We start from the raw sequence: 13,673 nt of genomic DNA on the forward strand, positions 1-13,673 counted from the left end.
CCCGGCCGGCCGCGTGCCGTCCCGGCCGGGCGGGGTGGCGGTGGGGCGGGCGCGTCAGTCCCCGGGGCGGGCGGACGGGACGGCGGGGCGCAGCGTCGTGCCGGCGGACCGGACCGGTGCGCCGTCCGGCGGCGTCGGCCCCAGTTCGGGCCAGAGCGCCGCGGTGAGCGTCCGGGCCCGGTGCAGCCGGTGGGTCGCCCGGCGATGCCGTTCGGCCAGCACCGTGGCCAGGCAGACCATCTCCGGTACGCCGGGCGGGGGCGGCGGGGCCGTCACGGCGGCCACCTCGGCCCACAGCGTGTGGGCCAGCCGGGACCGGGCCGGTTCGGCGAACCGGTGCGCCCGCGTCACGTACTGCCGCACGGCCAGCGCGAGGCCGTCGTCGAGCCGGGTGAGGTCCAGCGCGTACGCCCAGCCGGCCAGCGCCGGCGCCAGCAGCGGCGCGGGCCGCCACTCGGCGGCCGGGCGGACGTGCACCACCATCGTGCCGGCGACCAGGTCGCCGAGCCGCCGGCCGCGCCGGTCGGTCACCATCACGGTCACGCTCGCCGCCCAGCTCAGCAGAGGCAGCACCAGGCCGGGCCACTCCACGGCCACCCCGACCAGGGCCCGGATCAGCGACTGCCGCAGCCCCACCGGCCCCCCGTCGGCCCGGACCACCCGCAGCCCGACGGCCCGCTTGCCCGGTGTCCGGCCGTCGGCGAACCGCTCCCACAGCACCGGGTAGCCGACCAGCACGCAGATCACCCCGACGGTCTGGAACGCGCTGCCCAACGCCGCGTCGGCGACCTCGGCGGGAAGCACGTTCGCCAGCGCCGCCAGACAGAGCGCCAGGACCACGGCGAGGGCGGCCTGCGGCACGAGGTCGAGCAGCAGTGCCAGCACCCGGGAGCCGATCCGGGCGGCCCGTACGTCGAGCTCCACGGCCTCGCCGCTGATCAGGCCGGCGTCGGCCCCGGACGCGCCGGGGGCCGCCGGTGCCGGTGGTTGCGCGCTCACCCGCACAGTGAACACTATGGTCGCCGGACGGGGGAGGACGTGTGGATCTCGACGCGTACGTCGCCGAGCATCGCGGCGAGTGGCGGCGGCTGGAGGAACTGTCCGGCCGGCGCAGGCTCTCCGCCGCCGAGGTGGACGAGTTGGTGGCGCTCTACCAGCGGGCGGCCACCCACCTGTCGGTGCTGCGCAGCCGCGCGCCCGAGCCGGTGCTGGTCGCCCGACTCTCCCAACTCGTGCTGCGGGCCCGGGGCCGGATCACCGGCCGGCCCCGGCCGTCCTGGGCGGCTGTCGGGCGGTTCCTGCTCGTCGGCTTCCCCGGCGCGGTCTACCGCGCCTGGCCGTGGTGGTGCGCCGTGGCGACCGGGTTCAGTCTGCTCAGCGGCTTCCTCATCTGGTACGTCGCCGGCCACCCGGACACCGCCGCCGCGTTCATCGGCGAGGAGGCCGCCGCCGAGCTGGTGCGCTCGGGCTTCGCGGGCTACTACACGGAGTTCTCCGCGCCGACGTTCGCCTTCCACCTGTGGACGCACAACGCCTGGATCGCCGCGCAGTGCCTCGCGTCGGGCGTGCTCGTCGTACCGGTGTTCTGGCTGCTCTGGCAGAACGCGCTCAACGTCGGCGTGGTCGGCGGGGTGATGGTCTCCTACGGCCGTGCCGACGTGTTCTTCGGCCTGATCACCCCGCACGGCCTGCTGGAGCTGACCGGGGTCTTCGTGGCGGCCGGGGTCGGGCTGCGTACCGCGTGGGCGTGGATCGCCCCGCCGCCCCGGCTCAGCCGGGGGCAGGCGGTGGCCGAGGCCGGGCGCTCGGCCATCCTGGCCGCCCTCGGCCTGGTCGGCGTGTTCGCGGTCTCCGCCGTCCTGGAGGCGTTCGTCACCCCCGCCCCGGTGCCCCTGGCGGCCCGGATCGCCGCCGGCGCCGCGGTCTGGCTCGCCTTCCTGGCGTACGTCGTCGTGTTCGGCCGCCGCGCCGCGGCCCAAGTGCCCCGCTGGTCCCGCCGTGCCGGCCGGGTCAGAGCTGACCCAGGGCCTTGAGGCGGAGGTAGGCGTCGGCGACGGCGGGGGCGAGCCCGTCGGCGGTGGCGTCGACCACCGTGACGCCGTGGCGGCCCAGGGCGGCGCGGACGCGTCCGCGTTCGGCCAGGGCCCGCCAGGCGACCGCCGCCGCGTACGGGTCGCCCGGGCGGGTCGGCGCCGCCGTGGTGAGCGTCGTGAGGACCGGGTCGTGGGTCGCGGCGACGACCACCCGGTGCCGGGCCGCCAGCCGGGGCAGCACCGGCAGCAGGCCCTCGCCGAGCGCCCCTGGCTCCAGCGCGGTGAACAGCACCAGCAGGCTGCGCCGCCGCTCCCGGCGCAGCACCTCGCCGGCGATCAGCCCGAAGTCGGTCTCCCCCAGCGCCGGCTGCAGCGGCGCCACCGCGTCGACCAGCCGGGCCAGCAGCGCCGGGCGGCCGGCGCCGGTGACCGTCGCCCGGACCACGGCGTCGGCGGCGATCAGGTCCACCCGGTCGCCCGCGCGGGCCGCCAGCGCGGTGAGCAGCAGCGCGGCGTCGATGCAGGTGTCCAGCCGCGGCTCGTCGCCCATGCGTACCGCCGAGGTGCGCCCCGTGTCCAGGACGCAGACCAGCCGCCGGTCCCGCTCCGGGCGCCAGGTGCGCACCAGCACGTCCGCGCGGCGCGCGCTGGCCCGCCAGTCGATCGACCGGACGTCGTCGCCGACCAGGTACTCGCGCAGCGTGTCGAACTCGGTGCCCTCGCCCCTGCCCCGGGCCACCTGGCTGCCCTGGATCACCCGCAGTCGGGCCAGCCGCTCGGGCAGGTGCCGGCGCGAGTCGAACCGGGGCAGTACGCGCAGCGTCCACGGCGGGGTGGCGGGACGCCCGGAGCGCTGCCGGAACGCCAGCCGCAGCGGACCGAACGAGCGGACCGTCACGACCGCCGCCGGCCGGTCGCCGCGCCGCAGCGGGGTGAGCCGGGTGGGCAGCTCGACCGTGCCGCCCGGCTCGACGCGGACGAGGCGCCCCGGCGGCAGGTCCGGCCGCGCCCCGGCCGACGGCACCCAGTCGTCCCGGACCTGGGCGCGGAGCGTACGGGCGGAGGCGTTGGTCAGGCGCAGGGTGACGGTGGCGGTGCCGCCGAGCCGGACCCGCCGGTCCCCGTGCCGGTCGACGGCCAGTTCGCCGGGCGGCGCGGCGAGCGCCCGGTCGACCGCGGCCAGGGCGAGCACGGCGACGGTCATCACCACCATCGCGACGAACGGCGCCGGCCACAGCGGCAGGGTCGCCGCGCCCGCCGCCAGCAGCGCGCCCGCCCGCCAGGTCATCGGGGCGTCGGCACGGTGGTCAGCACCGCGTCCAGCACCGTGTCCACCGCGACCCCCTCCAGCTCCACCTCCGGGCGCAGCCGCAGCCGGTGCCGCAGGGTCGGGCGGGCCACGGCCTTCACGTCGTCCGGGACGACGTGGTCGCGGCCGGCCAGCCAGGCCCACGCCTTCGCCGTGCCGAGCAGGGCGGTGGCGCCCCGGGGCGACGCCCCCAGCTCCAGCGCCGGCGCGGCCCGGGTGGCCCGGCACAGGTCCACGATGTAGCCGAGGACCGCGTCGGCCACGTACACCCGACCCATCGCCGCCCGGGCCGCGGCCAGGTCGGCGGGGCCGGCCACCGGCCATACGCCCGCTGCGGCCAGGTCGCGCGGGTCGAAACCGGCGTGGTGCGCCCGCAGCACGCCCAGCTCCTCGTCCCGGGTGGGCAGCGGCACGGTCAGCTTGAGCAGGAACCGGTCGAGCTGAGCCTCCGGCAGCGGATACGTGCCCTCGTACTCGACCGGGTTCTGGGTGGCGGCGACGATGAACGGGTCGGGCAGCCCACGCCGCTCTCCCTCCACCGACACCTGCCGTTCCTCCATCACCTCCAGCAGCGCCGACTGGGTCTTCGGCGGCGTCCGGTTGATCTCGTCGGCGAGCAGCAGGTTGGTGAAGACCGGGCCCTCGCGGAAGGTGAACGCGGCGGTACGCGGGTCGAAGATCAGCGACCCGGTGACGTCGCCGGGCATCAGGTCCGGGGTGAACTGCACCCGCTTGCTGGTCAGGTCGAGGGCGGCGGCGACCGTCCGGACCAGCAGCGTCTTGGCCACCCCCGGCACGCCCTCCAGCAGCACGTGGCCCCGGCAGAGCAGGGCGATCACCAGGCCGGTGACCACCGCGTCCTGGCCGACGACCGCCCGGGCCACCTCGGCCCGCAACCGGTGCAGGGCGGCGCGGGCGTCGTCCGGGCCGGTGGTCGGGGACTCGGCGGTTCCGGCGGGTCGGGTCACCGGGGCTCCTCCTTCGGCGGGGCGGTACGGGGTCGGGGGGCGACGGTCGGGTGGTCGGGCCGTGGCCCGGGGTCCGGCGGGTCGGCCGGTCCGGCGCCGGGGCCCGCCGGGTCGCCGACGGGGACGTGCCCGGGGCCGCTCCGCTCGACGACGGTACGGGTCAGCCGGTCCAGCGACCGGGCCAGGTCGAGCAGCTCCCGGTCGCTGGTCGGCTCCCCGCCGTACAGCAGGTCGTGGGCCTGCGCGACGGTGCCGCCGGCGCGGGCGGCGACCGCGCCGGCGACCTCGGTGGTCGGCGTTTCCGCCGGCAGGTTCAGCCGGGGCAGCAGCCGGGCCAGGGCGGCGGACCGCAGGGTACGGGCGGCCGGGCCCCGGGCGCGGGCCCGCTGGTAGAGCCGGGCCCGGCCGAGCACCGTCTCCGCGGAGCGGACGGTCACCGGCAGCGGCTCCGACACGGGCGGGCCGAGCCGGCGGGCCCGCCAGAGCACCAGCAGCAGCGCCGCGAGGGCGAGCTGGGCCAGCAGCGCCCAGAACCAGGCGGGGAACGCGGCCCAGAGCGGGTTCGGCGGGGGACCGTCGTCGTCGGCGGACCTCCCCGGGCCCCGCTCGCCGGTGTCGGCGTTCCCCGGGCCGCCCACCCCCTCGTCGCCGCCGGCCGGGCCGCCCACCCCCTCGTCGGCGGTCCCGTCGCCCCAGCCCGTGGAGCCGCCGGGGGCGGGGGACCAGGCCGGCCCGCCGGAGTCGCCGTCGCCGAAGCTGGGCGCCGGGGCGGGGCCGTCCAGGTCGAGCCAGACGACCCGGCCGGACCCGCCGAGCACCCCGGCGGCCAGCTCCCGGTTTCCGTGCTCGTCGATCCGGTCGTTGCGGAACGGGTCGCTGGCGCCGACCACCACCGTCTCGGCGGACGAGGGGACGCGGACCAGCCCACCCGAGTAGCAGCGGTCGACGCGCCCCGCGGGCTGGTCGGGCGCCACGGCGTACCGCTGGCGCTCGGCCGCGGCGACGCCCGCGCGGGCCGCCTCGGGCAGCGGGCAGGGTCGCCCGTCGGCGTCGGGGCCGGCCGCCCGGGCGGCCCATCGCCGGCCGGTGGGGACCAGCGGCAGGCCGGCGGCCTCCAGCACCCGCCGGGGCGGGTCGACCAGCACCAGCCGGGTCCCGTCGGGCAGGTCGCCCAGCGCGCCGACGGTGTCCGGGTGCAGCAGCTCGGGCGCGGGCACGAACAGGGTCGCCGGGCCCGGCTCCGTGGCCAGCAGCGCCTGGAGGGTGTCGGTCTCCCGCCGCACGGTGACGCCCCGGGCGCGTAGCGCCTCGGCGAGCCGGCTGCCCCCGCCGGCGTCCGTGGCGACCGGGGAGAGGAAGCCCGGTTCGGCCGGGTCGGGCTGGTCCGCGGCGTGGGCGACCAGGGTGACCGTGACCAGCAGCGCGGCCACCCCGAACGGAACGGCGACCCGCCACCCCCGCCGCCCCGGCCGGACCAACCCGGCGGCGCGCCCTCCCCCGGCACCCCCCGCCGTGCTCGCCACCGCACCCCCCGTCGCACCCCTCACCGCGCTCACCACCGCGCACCGCCCTGGTGATCATGGAGTTGACCGTGTGACACGCCGAGCGCCGGACCGGCAACTCCATGATCACGCGGAGGGGCGTCCCGGTCGGGCGGGGGCGGGGGCGGAGGAGTGGGGGTGGGGGGCAGGGTGGGGGGCAGGGTCAGGGCGTGGTGGAGGGCCTCGGCGAGTTCCCGCATGCGAGCGTCGTGGGCGGGCGAGGCGGGGCGGTGGGCGTACCAGATCTCGGAGAAGATCTCGGCGGCGGCGGTGAGCGGCGGGCCGACCGGGGGCCGGCCGGCCGTGGCCGCGGCGGTCAGCTCCGCGACCGTCATCCCCGGGCGCTGCTCCACCACCCGCTCGGCCACCAGCTCGCCGATCATGCCCCGCAGCCGCTCCCGGATCGCCTCGGCGTAGCGGCCCTGCGCCGCCAGCCGGTCGGCGAGGGGGCCCGCATCGGCCGGCGGGGCGGGATCGGTCGGGGTGGATTCCGGCCCGGCGGGGGCCGGCCCGCCTCGCCGACGTCGCCGGGGCCACCGAGGGCGGGGGAGCCGGAGCCGGGCCAGGCGCGGCCGACGCAGGCGGGGCAGCCGGGGCAGGCGGCGGGGCACCCAGGCCGGGAAGTGGTACCAGCCGAGCGCGACCAGCCCCGCCGCCAGCAGCAGGAGCAGCGTGGCCAGCGGCAGCGGCACGAGGTCGCCGAGCGCCGCGACCGCCTCGGTCCACCACCGGCTGGCGCTCACCGGTCGGCCGCCAGCAGCGCCGGCTCGGTGCGGCCCGCCGGAGCCCGGGAGAGCCGGATGTCCAGCCCCTCCGTCCGCATTCGACCCTCCAGGTGCAGCACCGCGTCGAGGCAGGCCAGCGCCGGGTAGGCGACGGCGTTCACGGCGCCCCAGAGGATGCCGGCGACCGGCGCGGCCCAGGCCGGGTCGGACAGGTCGAGCACGCCCAGGGCGCGTAGCCCGTAGAAGCCGCCGAGCGCCAGCCCGACCCGGACGATCCACCAGGCCAGGTATCCGAGCAGCCGGACGGCGGCGGCCCGGCAACCGGCGCGCAGCGCGAGCGCGGCCGCGCGCAGCGGCGCCCGGGGCGCGGTGACCCGGTCGACGACCAGTGCCGAGGCGACCGAGCCCAGCAGCGCCCAGCCGACCAGCCAGCCCGGCCCGAGCAGGGCAAGGACCACCATCGCCGCGCCGGCCAGCAGGGCGAGCGCGACGGTCGCCCCGTACCGGGCCCCGGCGGGCCGGAGCAGCTCGCCGGGGCGGGCGGCACGCCCGAGCAGGGCGGCCCCGGCGGCCCGGGCGGCCGGGTTGCCGAGCAGCAGGACGATCATCGCCTCGGTCGCCGCGCCCACGGCCAGCAGCAGCCAGTACGGGGCGAGTTGCTCGAGCCGGAACGCGAACCCGGGCGGCCGGGCCCCGGCGGCGATCCGTAGCGGATACAGCAGCAGCTGCTCGGCCGCGGCCAGGACGACGCCGGCCGGGATCAACACCCGGGCGTGCTGCCGCAGCAGCAGGACGGCGGAGTCGAGCACCTCCCCGACCGTGAGCGGACGGCTCGGGAGCACGGCTGTCGGGCCGACGTCTGGCACGCGTACTCCTGGAGGACGGCTGGCGGTGGCCGCCGGCTCGCGGCACCCGCACCGATCATGGTGACACGGCCGGTGCGCGGCGGTGGACCCGCACACCGGCCGGCGGTCGGCGGCGGCGGGCCCGGCGGCTTCCGGCCGCGGAACCGCGGCCAGTCCGCCACCCCCGTGTGCACCACGGCCCGGCACGGGTCGCGTCGCGGCGCGCGGTGGACGTACGGTGGAGGGTCATCCGGCACTACCGTCACCGGGTGAGGCCCAGCCCGGCCGACCGGACCCCGGCCCGTCCCGGGTGACGCCGATCCCACCGAATCGAACGGGGATGGAAATATTAATCCCATGAGAGCCCGGGTACTGGTGGTCGACGACGACCCCGCCCTCGCCGAGATGCTCGGCATCGTCCTGCGCAGCGAGGGTTTCCTGCCCTCGTTCGTCGCCGATGGGGAACGCGCCCTGGCCGCGTTCCGCGAGAACCGGCCCGACATCGTCCTGCTGGACCTGATGCTGCCCGGGATGAGCGGCATCGACGTGGCGCGGGCGATCCGGGCCGAGTCCGGCGTGCCGATCGTCATGCTGACCGCGAAGAGCGACACGGTCGACGTGGTCCTCGGGCTGGAGTCGGGCGCGGACGACTACGTGGTGAAGCCGTTCAAGCCCAAGGAGCTGGTGGCCCGGATGCGCGCCCGGCTGCGCCGCGGCGAGGACGGGGCCCCGGAGATGCTCACCATCGGGCCGCCCGGCAACCAGATCACGATCGACGTGCCGGCGCACACCGTGAGCCGCAACGGCGAGGAGGTGAAGCTGACGCCGCTGGAGTTCGACCTGCTGGTCGCCCTCGCCCGCAAGCCGCGTCAGGTCTTCACCCGCGAGGTGCTGCTGGAGCAGGTCTGGGGCTACCGGCACGCGGCCGACACCCGGCTGGTGAACGTGCACGTGCAGCGGCTGCGGGCCAAGATCGAGCCCGATCCGGAGCGACCGGAAGTCATCCTCACAGTGCGGGGCGTGGGCTACAAGGCGGGGACCGGATAGCCTGGTCACACCGTGACCACCTCCCCGGCCTCCAGCCCCCCGTCCCCGGTCACCCGCCGGCCGCCCGCCGTGCGGGAGCTGTGGCGTGCGCTGGCGGGCCGGGTGGCCGGCCTGGCCGCCGGCATGCGCGCGACCTGGCGCCGCTCGTTGCAGTTGCGGGTGGTGACCATCACGCTGGTCACCTCAAGCCTGCTGGTCGGCGGGTTCGCGTACCTGATCGCCGACAAGATCAGCAGCATCCTGCTGGGGAACGCCGAGACCGACGTGCGGCTGCGGCTGAGCAGCGGCAGCGACTACGCCGCCAAGCAGCTCAGCCTCTACAGCCAAGCGCAGGAGGCCCAGCTCCAGGAGACCATCGACGGCACGGTCAACTACCTGGCCGGCGGTGACCCGCAGCAGACCAGCGGCGTGGTGGTGGGGATCATCGCCGACAAGTCGGGCATCATCAAGCCGCGCTTCTCCCCGGACGTCCAGGTCGGGCCGCTGATCAGCCGGGAACTGCGGGCCTCGGTCGCCGCCGGCAACATCGCCAGCCAGATCCGCACCGGCGGGCTGGCGGGCCAGCCGAAGACGAAGTACCTGGTGTACGGCTCGCCGGTGCCGACCCAGTTCGACGGGGGAGTGGAGCTCTACTACCTCGTCCCGCTGACCCGGCAGGACGCCACCGCCCGCGACGCCCGGGCCACGGTGGTGGCCACCGGGGTCGCCCTCGTGCTCCTGCTCGGCCTGCTCGCCGCCCTGGTCACCCGGCTGGTGGTGAGCCCGGTGCGGGTGGCCGCCCGGACGGCCCAGCGGCTCTCCGCCGGCCTGCTCGACCAGCGGATGGTGGTCAGCGGCGAGGACGACCTGGCCCTGCTGGCCGCCTCGTTCAACCAGATGGCGACGAACCTGCAACGGCAGATCCTCCGGCTGGAGGAGATGTCCCGGCTGCAGCGCCGGTTCACCTCCGACGTCTCGCACGAGCTGCGCACCCCGCTGACCACGGTCCGGATGGCCGCCGATCTGATCTTCGCCGAGCGGGACGAGTTCGACCCGGCCGTGGCGCGCAGCGCCGAGCTGCTGCAGGCCGAGCTGGACCGGTTCGAGGAACTGCTCACCGACCTGCTGGAGATCAGCCGTTTCGACGCCGGGTTCGCCGTGCTGGACGCCGAGCCGACGGACCTGGTGCCGGTGGTGCACCGGGTCGTCGACCGGCTGGCCGGGCTCGCCGAGCGGATCGGGGTGCCCATCGAGCTGGCCCTGCCGGACGCTCCGGTGATCGCCGAGGTGGACCCGCGCCGCGTCGAGCGGGTGCTGCGCAACCTGGTCGGCAACGCCGTCGAGCACGGCGAGGGCAAGCCCGTGCGGATCGCCCTCGGGCAGGACGAGACGGCCGTCGCGATCACCGTCCGGGACCACGGGGTGGGGCTCAAGCCGGGCGAGGAGAAGCTGGTCTTCAACCGGTTCTGGCGGGCCGACCCGTCGCGGGCACGGCAGACCGGCGGCACGGGCCTCGGCCTGTCCATCAGCCTGGAGGACGCCCGGCTGCACGGCGGCTGGCTGGAGGCGTGGGGCGCGCCCCGGCAGGGCGCCCAGTTCCGGCTCACCCTGCCGGCCCGCGCCGGCGACCGGCTGACCACGTCCCCGCTGCGGCTGGTTCCCGCCGACGCCATCCTGCCGTTCGGCGGCCCCCGCGCCGGCGGCCTGCTGGCCATCGGCCCCGGCCCCGGGGGCGCCCTCGCCGTCGGGCCCGCGCCCGGCGCCGGCGACCGCGCGGAGGTGGGATCGTGAGGCGGGGCCGTGGGCTGGCCGGCGCGCTCGGCGCGGCGCTGCTGCTCGCCGGGCTGGTCGGCTGCGGCATTCCCGAGGAGTCCGAGGTCAGGGTCGGCGGGCAGGTCAACGCCGCCCGGCCGGGCTCGTCGAGCTACCGCCCGGACGAGCCGCCGAGCCGGTTGGCGAGCGGGGACGACCGGGCGGCCTTCGTCAAGAACTTCCTCTCCGCCGCGGCGGGCGAGCCGGACAAGGCGTACTACCGGGTCAAGCAGTTCGTCGCCCCGGAGAGGCGCGACCGGATCCAGGACAAGCAGGCCAGCGAGGTGGCCCTGAACGTGGTGCGGCTGCTGGAGACGCCGGTCATCACCGACTCCACCGACGGCACCACCGTCACCCTCCGGGTGCAGCAGATCGGGCTGCTGCGCGCCGACGGCACCCTCGTGCCGCCGGTGGCCACCGAGACCCAGTACCAGTTCCGGCTGCGCCTCGCGCAGGAGGAGCGGCCGGAGTCCAGCTACTACGTCACCGACCCGCCGCCCAACGCGCTGCTGCTCAGCGACGAGGCGCTCGCGCGGTACTACAAGACCCGCCTCGTCTACTTCTGGAACACCAGCCGCACCCGCCTCGTGCCCGACCAGCGCTACCTGCCCTCCACCCTGTCCGACGAGCGGCTGGTCACCGAGGTGGTGCGGTGGCTGACTGCCGGGCCGTCCGAGTGGCTGCTGCCGGGGACGAGCCGACTGCCCGACGGCACCCGGTTGATCAACAATGCGACCGAGACGGACGGCCAGTGGGAGGTCAACCTCGACATGCCCGACGCCGACGACCGGCGGGTGGAACAGCTCGTGCAGCAGCTGGTCTGGTCCCTGCCGCCGCTGGACGCCGGGCTGGAGCTGAAGATCCGTAACCAGCCCCGGCGGACCGTTCCCGACCTCCGGGCGTACCGGCTGTCGCATCCGGCGTACCCGGTGAAGGACCCGCAGCGGTTCTGCCTCTACGAGGGGGCGGTGCACCGGCTTGCCCTCGCTGGCGAGCCGAGCGGCGTGGCGTACATCGAGCCGCCCATCGCGGCGGCGGCGAACAAGGGCATCGTCTCGGCCGGGTTCAGCCGGTCGCCGGACGGCGTGCTCGCCGCCCTGGTCACCGCCAGCGTCGACCAGCGGCGTCGGCTGGTGGTCGGCGGCCAGGCGCAGGCCCCGCACAGCGTCGACACGTACGCCTCGATGGGCCGCCCGGTCTGGCTGCGCTCGGCCGACCCGCAGCGGCCGCAGGGGCTGGTGGTCGCCGACGGCCGGCTCTACCGGTTCGACGCGAACGCCCAGCTCCGCGCCGTGCCGCTCACGGTGGAGGGGACGGTTTCCGCGGTGGCGGCCTCGCTGGACGGGCACCGGATCGCGGTGATCGTCGGCGGTGCCCTGTACGTCGCGGCGGTGAACCTGGACGGCGGGGTGGTCTCCGTGGGCCCGGCCCGCCGCCTGGTCACGTCACTGACCGACCTGTCCGCCGTCGACTGGGGCGGGGAGAACGTGCTGTACCTGGCCGGCGCGGCGGGCCGGCCGGCGGTGTACGAGATCAGCGTGGACGGCGCGCGGCAGACGCCCCTGAAGAAGGACATCGGCGCCCGCGTCACCCACCTGTCGGCGTACCCGCTCAACACGGTGGCGCCCTTCTCCGGCGGCAACCTGATGTACGAGGCGAACGGCGTGGCGTACCGGAACAATCCGTACGACACGATCGAGCGGGACGAGGTGCTCAACGTGGCCCCGCCGCCGGCCGGGGTCCAGGCCGGCAACCCGACGGCGCCCTTCTTCCTCTACTGAGGCCCGGGTGCGCGGCGTCGGCGGGCTCTGGGCGGACCTCACCGACCTGGTGCTGCCGGCGGAGTGCGCGGGGTGCCGGGAGCGCCGCGCCACCCGGCACGGGTTCTGCCCCGGCTGCGTGGCGGCCCTGGAGGCGCTGCGGCCCCGGCCGGCCCGCCCTACCCCGGCGCCGCCCGGCCTGCCGCCCTGCGTCGCCCTGGGCCCGTACGCCGGGCCGCTGCGGGAGGCGCTGCTGGAGTACAAGGAACGCGGCCGGCACGGGCTGGCGCGCCCGCTGGGCGGGCTGCTCGCCGAGGTGGTGGCCGAGGCGCTGGGGTCGGGCCCGGCGCGCGAGGTGCTGCTGGTTCCGGTGCCCGACACCGCGGCGGCGGCCCGCGCCCGCTACGGCGACCACCTGGGCCGGCTGGCCCGGCACGCGGCGGCGCGGCTGCGGCGGGCCGGCTGGCCCGTACGGGTGGTGCGGCCGCTGCGCGCGCTTCCCCGACCGGACTCGGTCACCCTCGACAGCGCCGGACGGGCCCGGGCCGCGGAGGCCGCGTTCCGCCCCCGGGCCGGGCCCGTCGCCGTCGGGCCCCCGCGTGGGGCTTCCCGGCCGGCGGTCGTGGTGCTCGACGACATCGTCACGACGGGGGTCACCCTCGCCGCCGTGAGCCGGGTGCTGACCGTGAGCGGGCTCCCACCCAGCGTCGCCGCGGTGCTCGCCGCGACCGAAAGACGCCGGAGGTTGTGACCCTCCGTGTTCTCATTTCACCCGTAGGTGTATGAGCTGTGAAGGATGAAGAGGCTTTCCGGCGACTTGGGGTGACTGGCGGCCGTGCACGGGTTAGCGTTGCCCTGTCGGGGGTAGGAGGGGCGTTCCCACCCACCGCCGGCGGTGAGAGGAGGCGTAGCCGTACCAACCGGTCGACGCCTGAACGGGGGGCCTCCCTGCGGGCGAGTCGACCGGATTTCCGGATCGAACGACCGTCCGAACAAGGGAGGTCACGTGGACATCGTGGTCAAGGGCCGCAACGTCGAGGTCCCGGATCATTACCGGGTACACGTAGCCGAGAAGCTCGCGAAGATCGAACGCTACGACCACAAACTTATTCGCGTCGATGTCGAGTTGTTCCACGAGCGCAATCCGCGCCAGTCCGACCATTGCCAGCGGGTCGAGATAACGTGCGTCTCCCGGGGCCCGGTGATCCGGGCCGAGGCGTGCACCAACGATTTCTACAGCGCGCTCGACGCCGCGATCGCCAAGCTGGACACCCGCCTGCGCCGGGCGGCGGACCGCCGCCGGGTCCACCGCGGCCGGCACGCGCCGATCTCCGTCGCCGCGGCCACCGCCGGCCTGCCGGTCGCCGGCCTCGACCAGTTGGCCGGGGCTCTGGCCCAGCCGGGCGGCACGGCCACCGCCGTCGCCGAGCGGGCCGAGGAGGACGAGTACGACGACCAGCCCTGGCACATCGCCCGGGCGAAGGTCCATCCCGCCGAGCCGATGACGGTCGACGACGCGCTGTTCCAGATGGAACTCGTCGGGCACGACTTCTACCTGTTCCACGACAAGGAGTCCGGCCGCCCCAGCGTCGTCTACCGCCGCCACGCCTACGACTACGGCATCATCTCCCTCGAAGCCTGACCCCTTCACCGG

General features: G+C 76.5%; 12 protein-coding genes. 6 read left to right on the forward strand and 6 right to left on the reverse strand.

The window, feature by feature from the left end:
• Positions 1–54: 54 nt before the first annotated feature.
• Entirely contained in the window at positions 55–999 is a 945-nt protein-coding gene (locus ACGFIZ_RS21595) for an RDD family protein (RefSeq protein ID WP_393421796.1), read from the reverse strand.
• Positions 1,000–1,040: 41 nt separating this feature from the next.
• Between ACGFIZ_RS21595 and ACGFIZ_RS21600 the strand changes: the two genes are divergently transcribed.
• Positions 1,041–2,033 carry a stage II sporulation protein M gene (locus tag ACGFIZ_RS21600; protein ID WP_393421798.1) on the forward strand — a complete coding sequence of 331 codons (993 nt, stop codon included), beginning with the start codon at positions 1,041–1,043 and terminating at the stop codon, positions 2,031–2,033.
• Here ACGFIZ_RS21600 and ACGFIZ_RS21605 read toward each other — a convergent pair.
• The 5 genes from ACGFIZ_RS21605 to ACGFIZ_RS21625 are packed head-to-tail and all read right to left on the reverse strand — an operon-like array spanning position 2,011 to position 7,442.
• Positions 2,011–3,321: a DUF58 domain-containing protein gene (locus ACGFIZ_RS21605; RefSeq protein ID WP_393421800.1), complete on the reverse strand. Its 1,311-nt coding sequence runs from the start codon at positions 3,319–3,321 to the stop codon at positions 2,011–2,013. The two genes, ACGFIZ_RS21600 and ACGFIZ_RS21605, sit on opposite strands and share 23 nt — an antisense overlap.
• On the reverse strand, positions 3,318–4,310 hold the full coding sequence (locus ACGFIZ_RS21610; protein ID WP_393421802.1) for an AAA family ATPase: 993 nt from the start codon (positions 4,308–4,310) through the stop codon (positions 3,318–3,320). The genes ACGFIZ_RS21605 and ACGFIZ_RS21610 overlap by 4 nt, the downstream gene beginning before the upstream one ends.
• Entirely contained in the window at positions 4,307–5,833 is a 1,527-nt protein-coding gene (locus tag ACGFIZ_RS21615; protein ID WP_393421804.1) for a DUF4350 domain-containing protein, read from the reverse strand. Before ACGFIZ_RS21615 ends, ACGFIZ_RS21610 begins: the two co-directional genes overlap by 4 nt.
• 29 nt (positions 5,834–5,862) lie before the next feature.
• Positions 5,863–6,594, reverse strand: coding sequence for a DUF4129 domain-containing protein (locus ACGFIZ_RS21620; RefSeq protein ID WP_393421806.1), 732 nt, complete (start codon positions 6,592–6,594; stop codon positions 5,863–5,865).
• Positions 6,591–7,442 carry a hypothetical protein gene (locus ACGFIZ_RS21625; RefSeq protein WP_393421808.1) on the reverse strand — a complete coding sequence of 284 codons (852 nt, stop codon included), beginning with the start codon at positions 7,440–7,442 and terminating at the stop codon, positions 6,591–6,593. The genes ACGFIZ_RS21620 and ACGFIZ_RS21625 overlap by 4 nt, the downstream gene beginning before the upstream one ends.
• Positions 7,443–7,778: 336 nt before the next feature.
• On the opposite strand from ACGFIZ_RS21625, the gene mtrA reads away from it, so the two are divergent.
• The 5 genes from mtrA to hpf all read left to right on the forward strand — a co-directional run bounded on the left by mtrA (position 7,779) and on the right by hpf (position 13,661).
• Complete coding sequence (mtrA, locus tag ACGFIZ_RS21630; protein ID WP_393421810.1) at positions 7,779–8,468, forward strand: MtrAB system response regulator MtrA; 690 nt, start codon at positions 7,779–7,781, stop codon at positions 8,466–8,468.
• 123 nt (positions 8,469–8,591) lie between these two features.
• Positions 8,592–10,238 (forward strand): MtrAB system histidine kinase MtrB, encoded by a 1,647-nt coding sequence (mtrB, locus tag ACGFIZ_RS21635; protein WP_393421919.1) that lies wholly within the window; start codon positions 8,592–8,594, stop codon positions 10,236–10,238.
• Positions 10,235–12,040: an LpqB family beta-propeller domain-containing protein gene (locus tag ACGFIZ_RS21640; protein WP_393421812.1), complete on the forward strand. Its 1,806-nt coding sequence runs from the start codon at positions 10,235–10,237 to the stop codon at positions 12,038–12,040. Before mtrB ends, ACGFIZ_RS21640 begins: the two co-directional genes overlap by 4 nt.
• Before the next feature lie 7 nt (positions 12,041–12,047).
• Positions 12,048–12,770 (forward strand): ComF family protein, encoded by a 723-nt coding sequence (locus ACGFIZ_RS21645; RefSeq protein WP_393421814.1) that lies wholly within the window; start codon positions 12,048–12,050, stop codon positions 12,768–12,770.
• A 255-nt stretch (positions 12,771–13,025) separates the two neighbouring features.
• Positions 13,026–13,661, forward strand: coding sequence for a ribosome hibernation-promoting factor, HPF/YfiA family (gene hpf / locus ACGFIZ_RS21650; RefSeq protein ID WP_347668667.1), 636 nt, complete (start codon positions 13,026–13,028; stop codon positions 13,659–13,661).
• Positions 13,662–13,673: the final 12 nt, after the last annotated feature.

Origin of the sequence: Micromonospora sp. NPDC048830 (assembly GCF_043198215.1) — a bacterium.
GTDB lineage: Bacteria > Actinomycetota > Actinomycetes > Mycobacteriales > Micromonosporaceae > Micromonospora.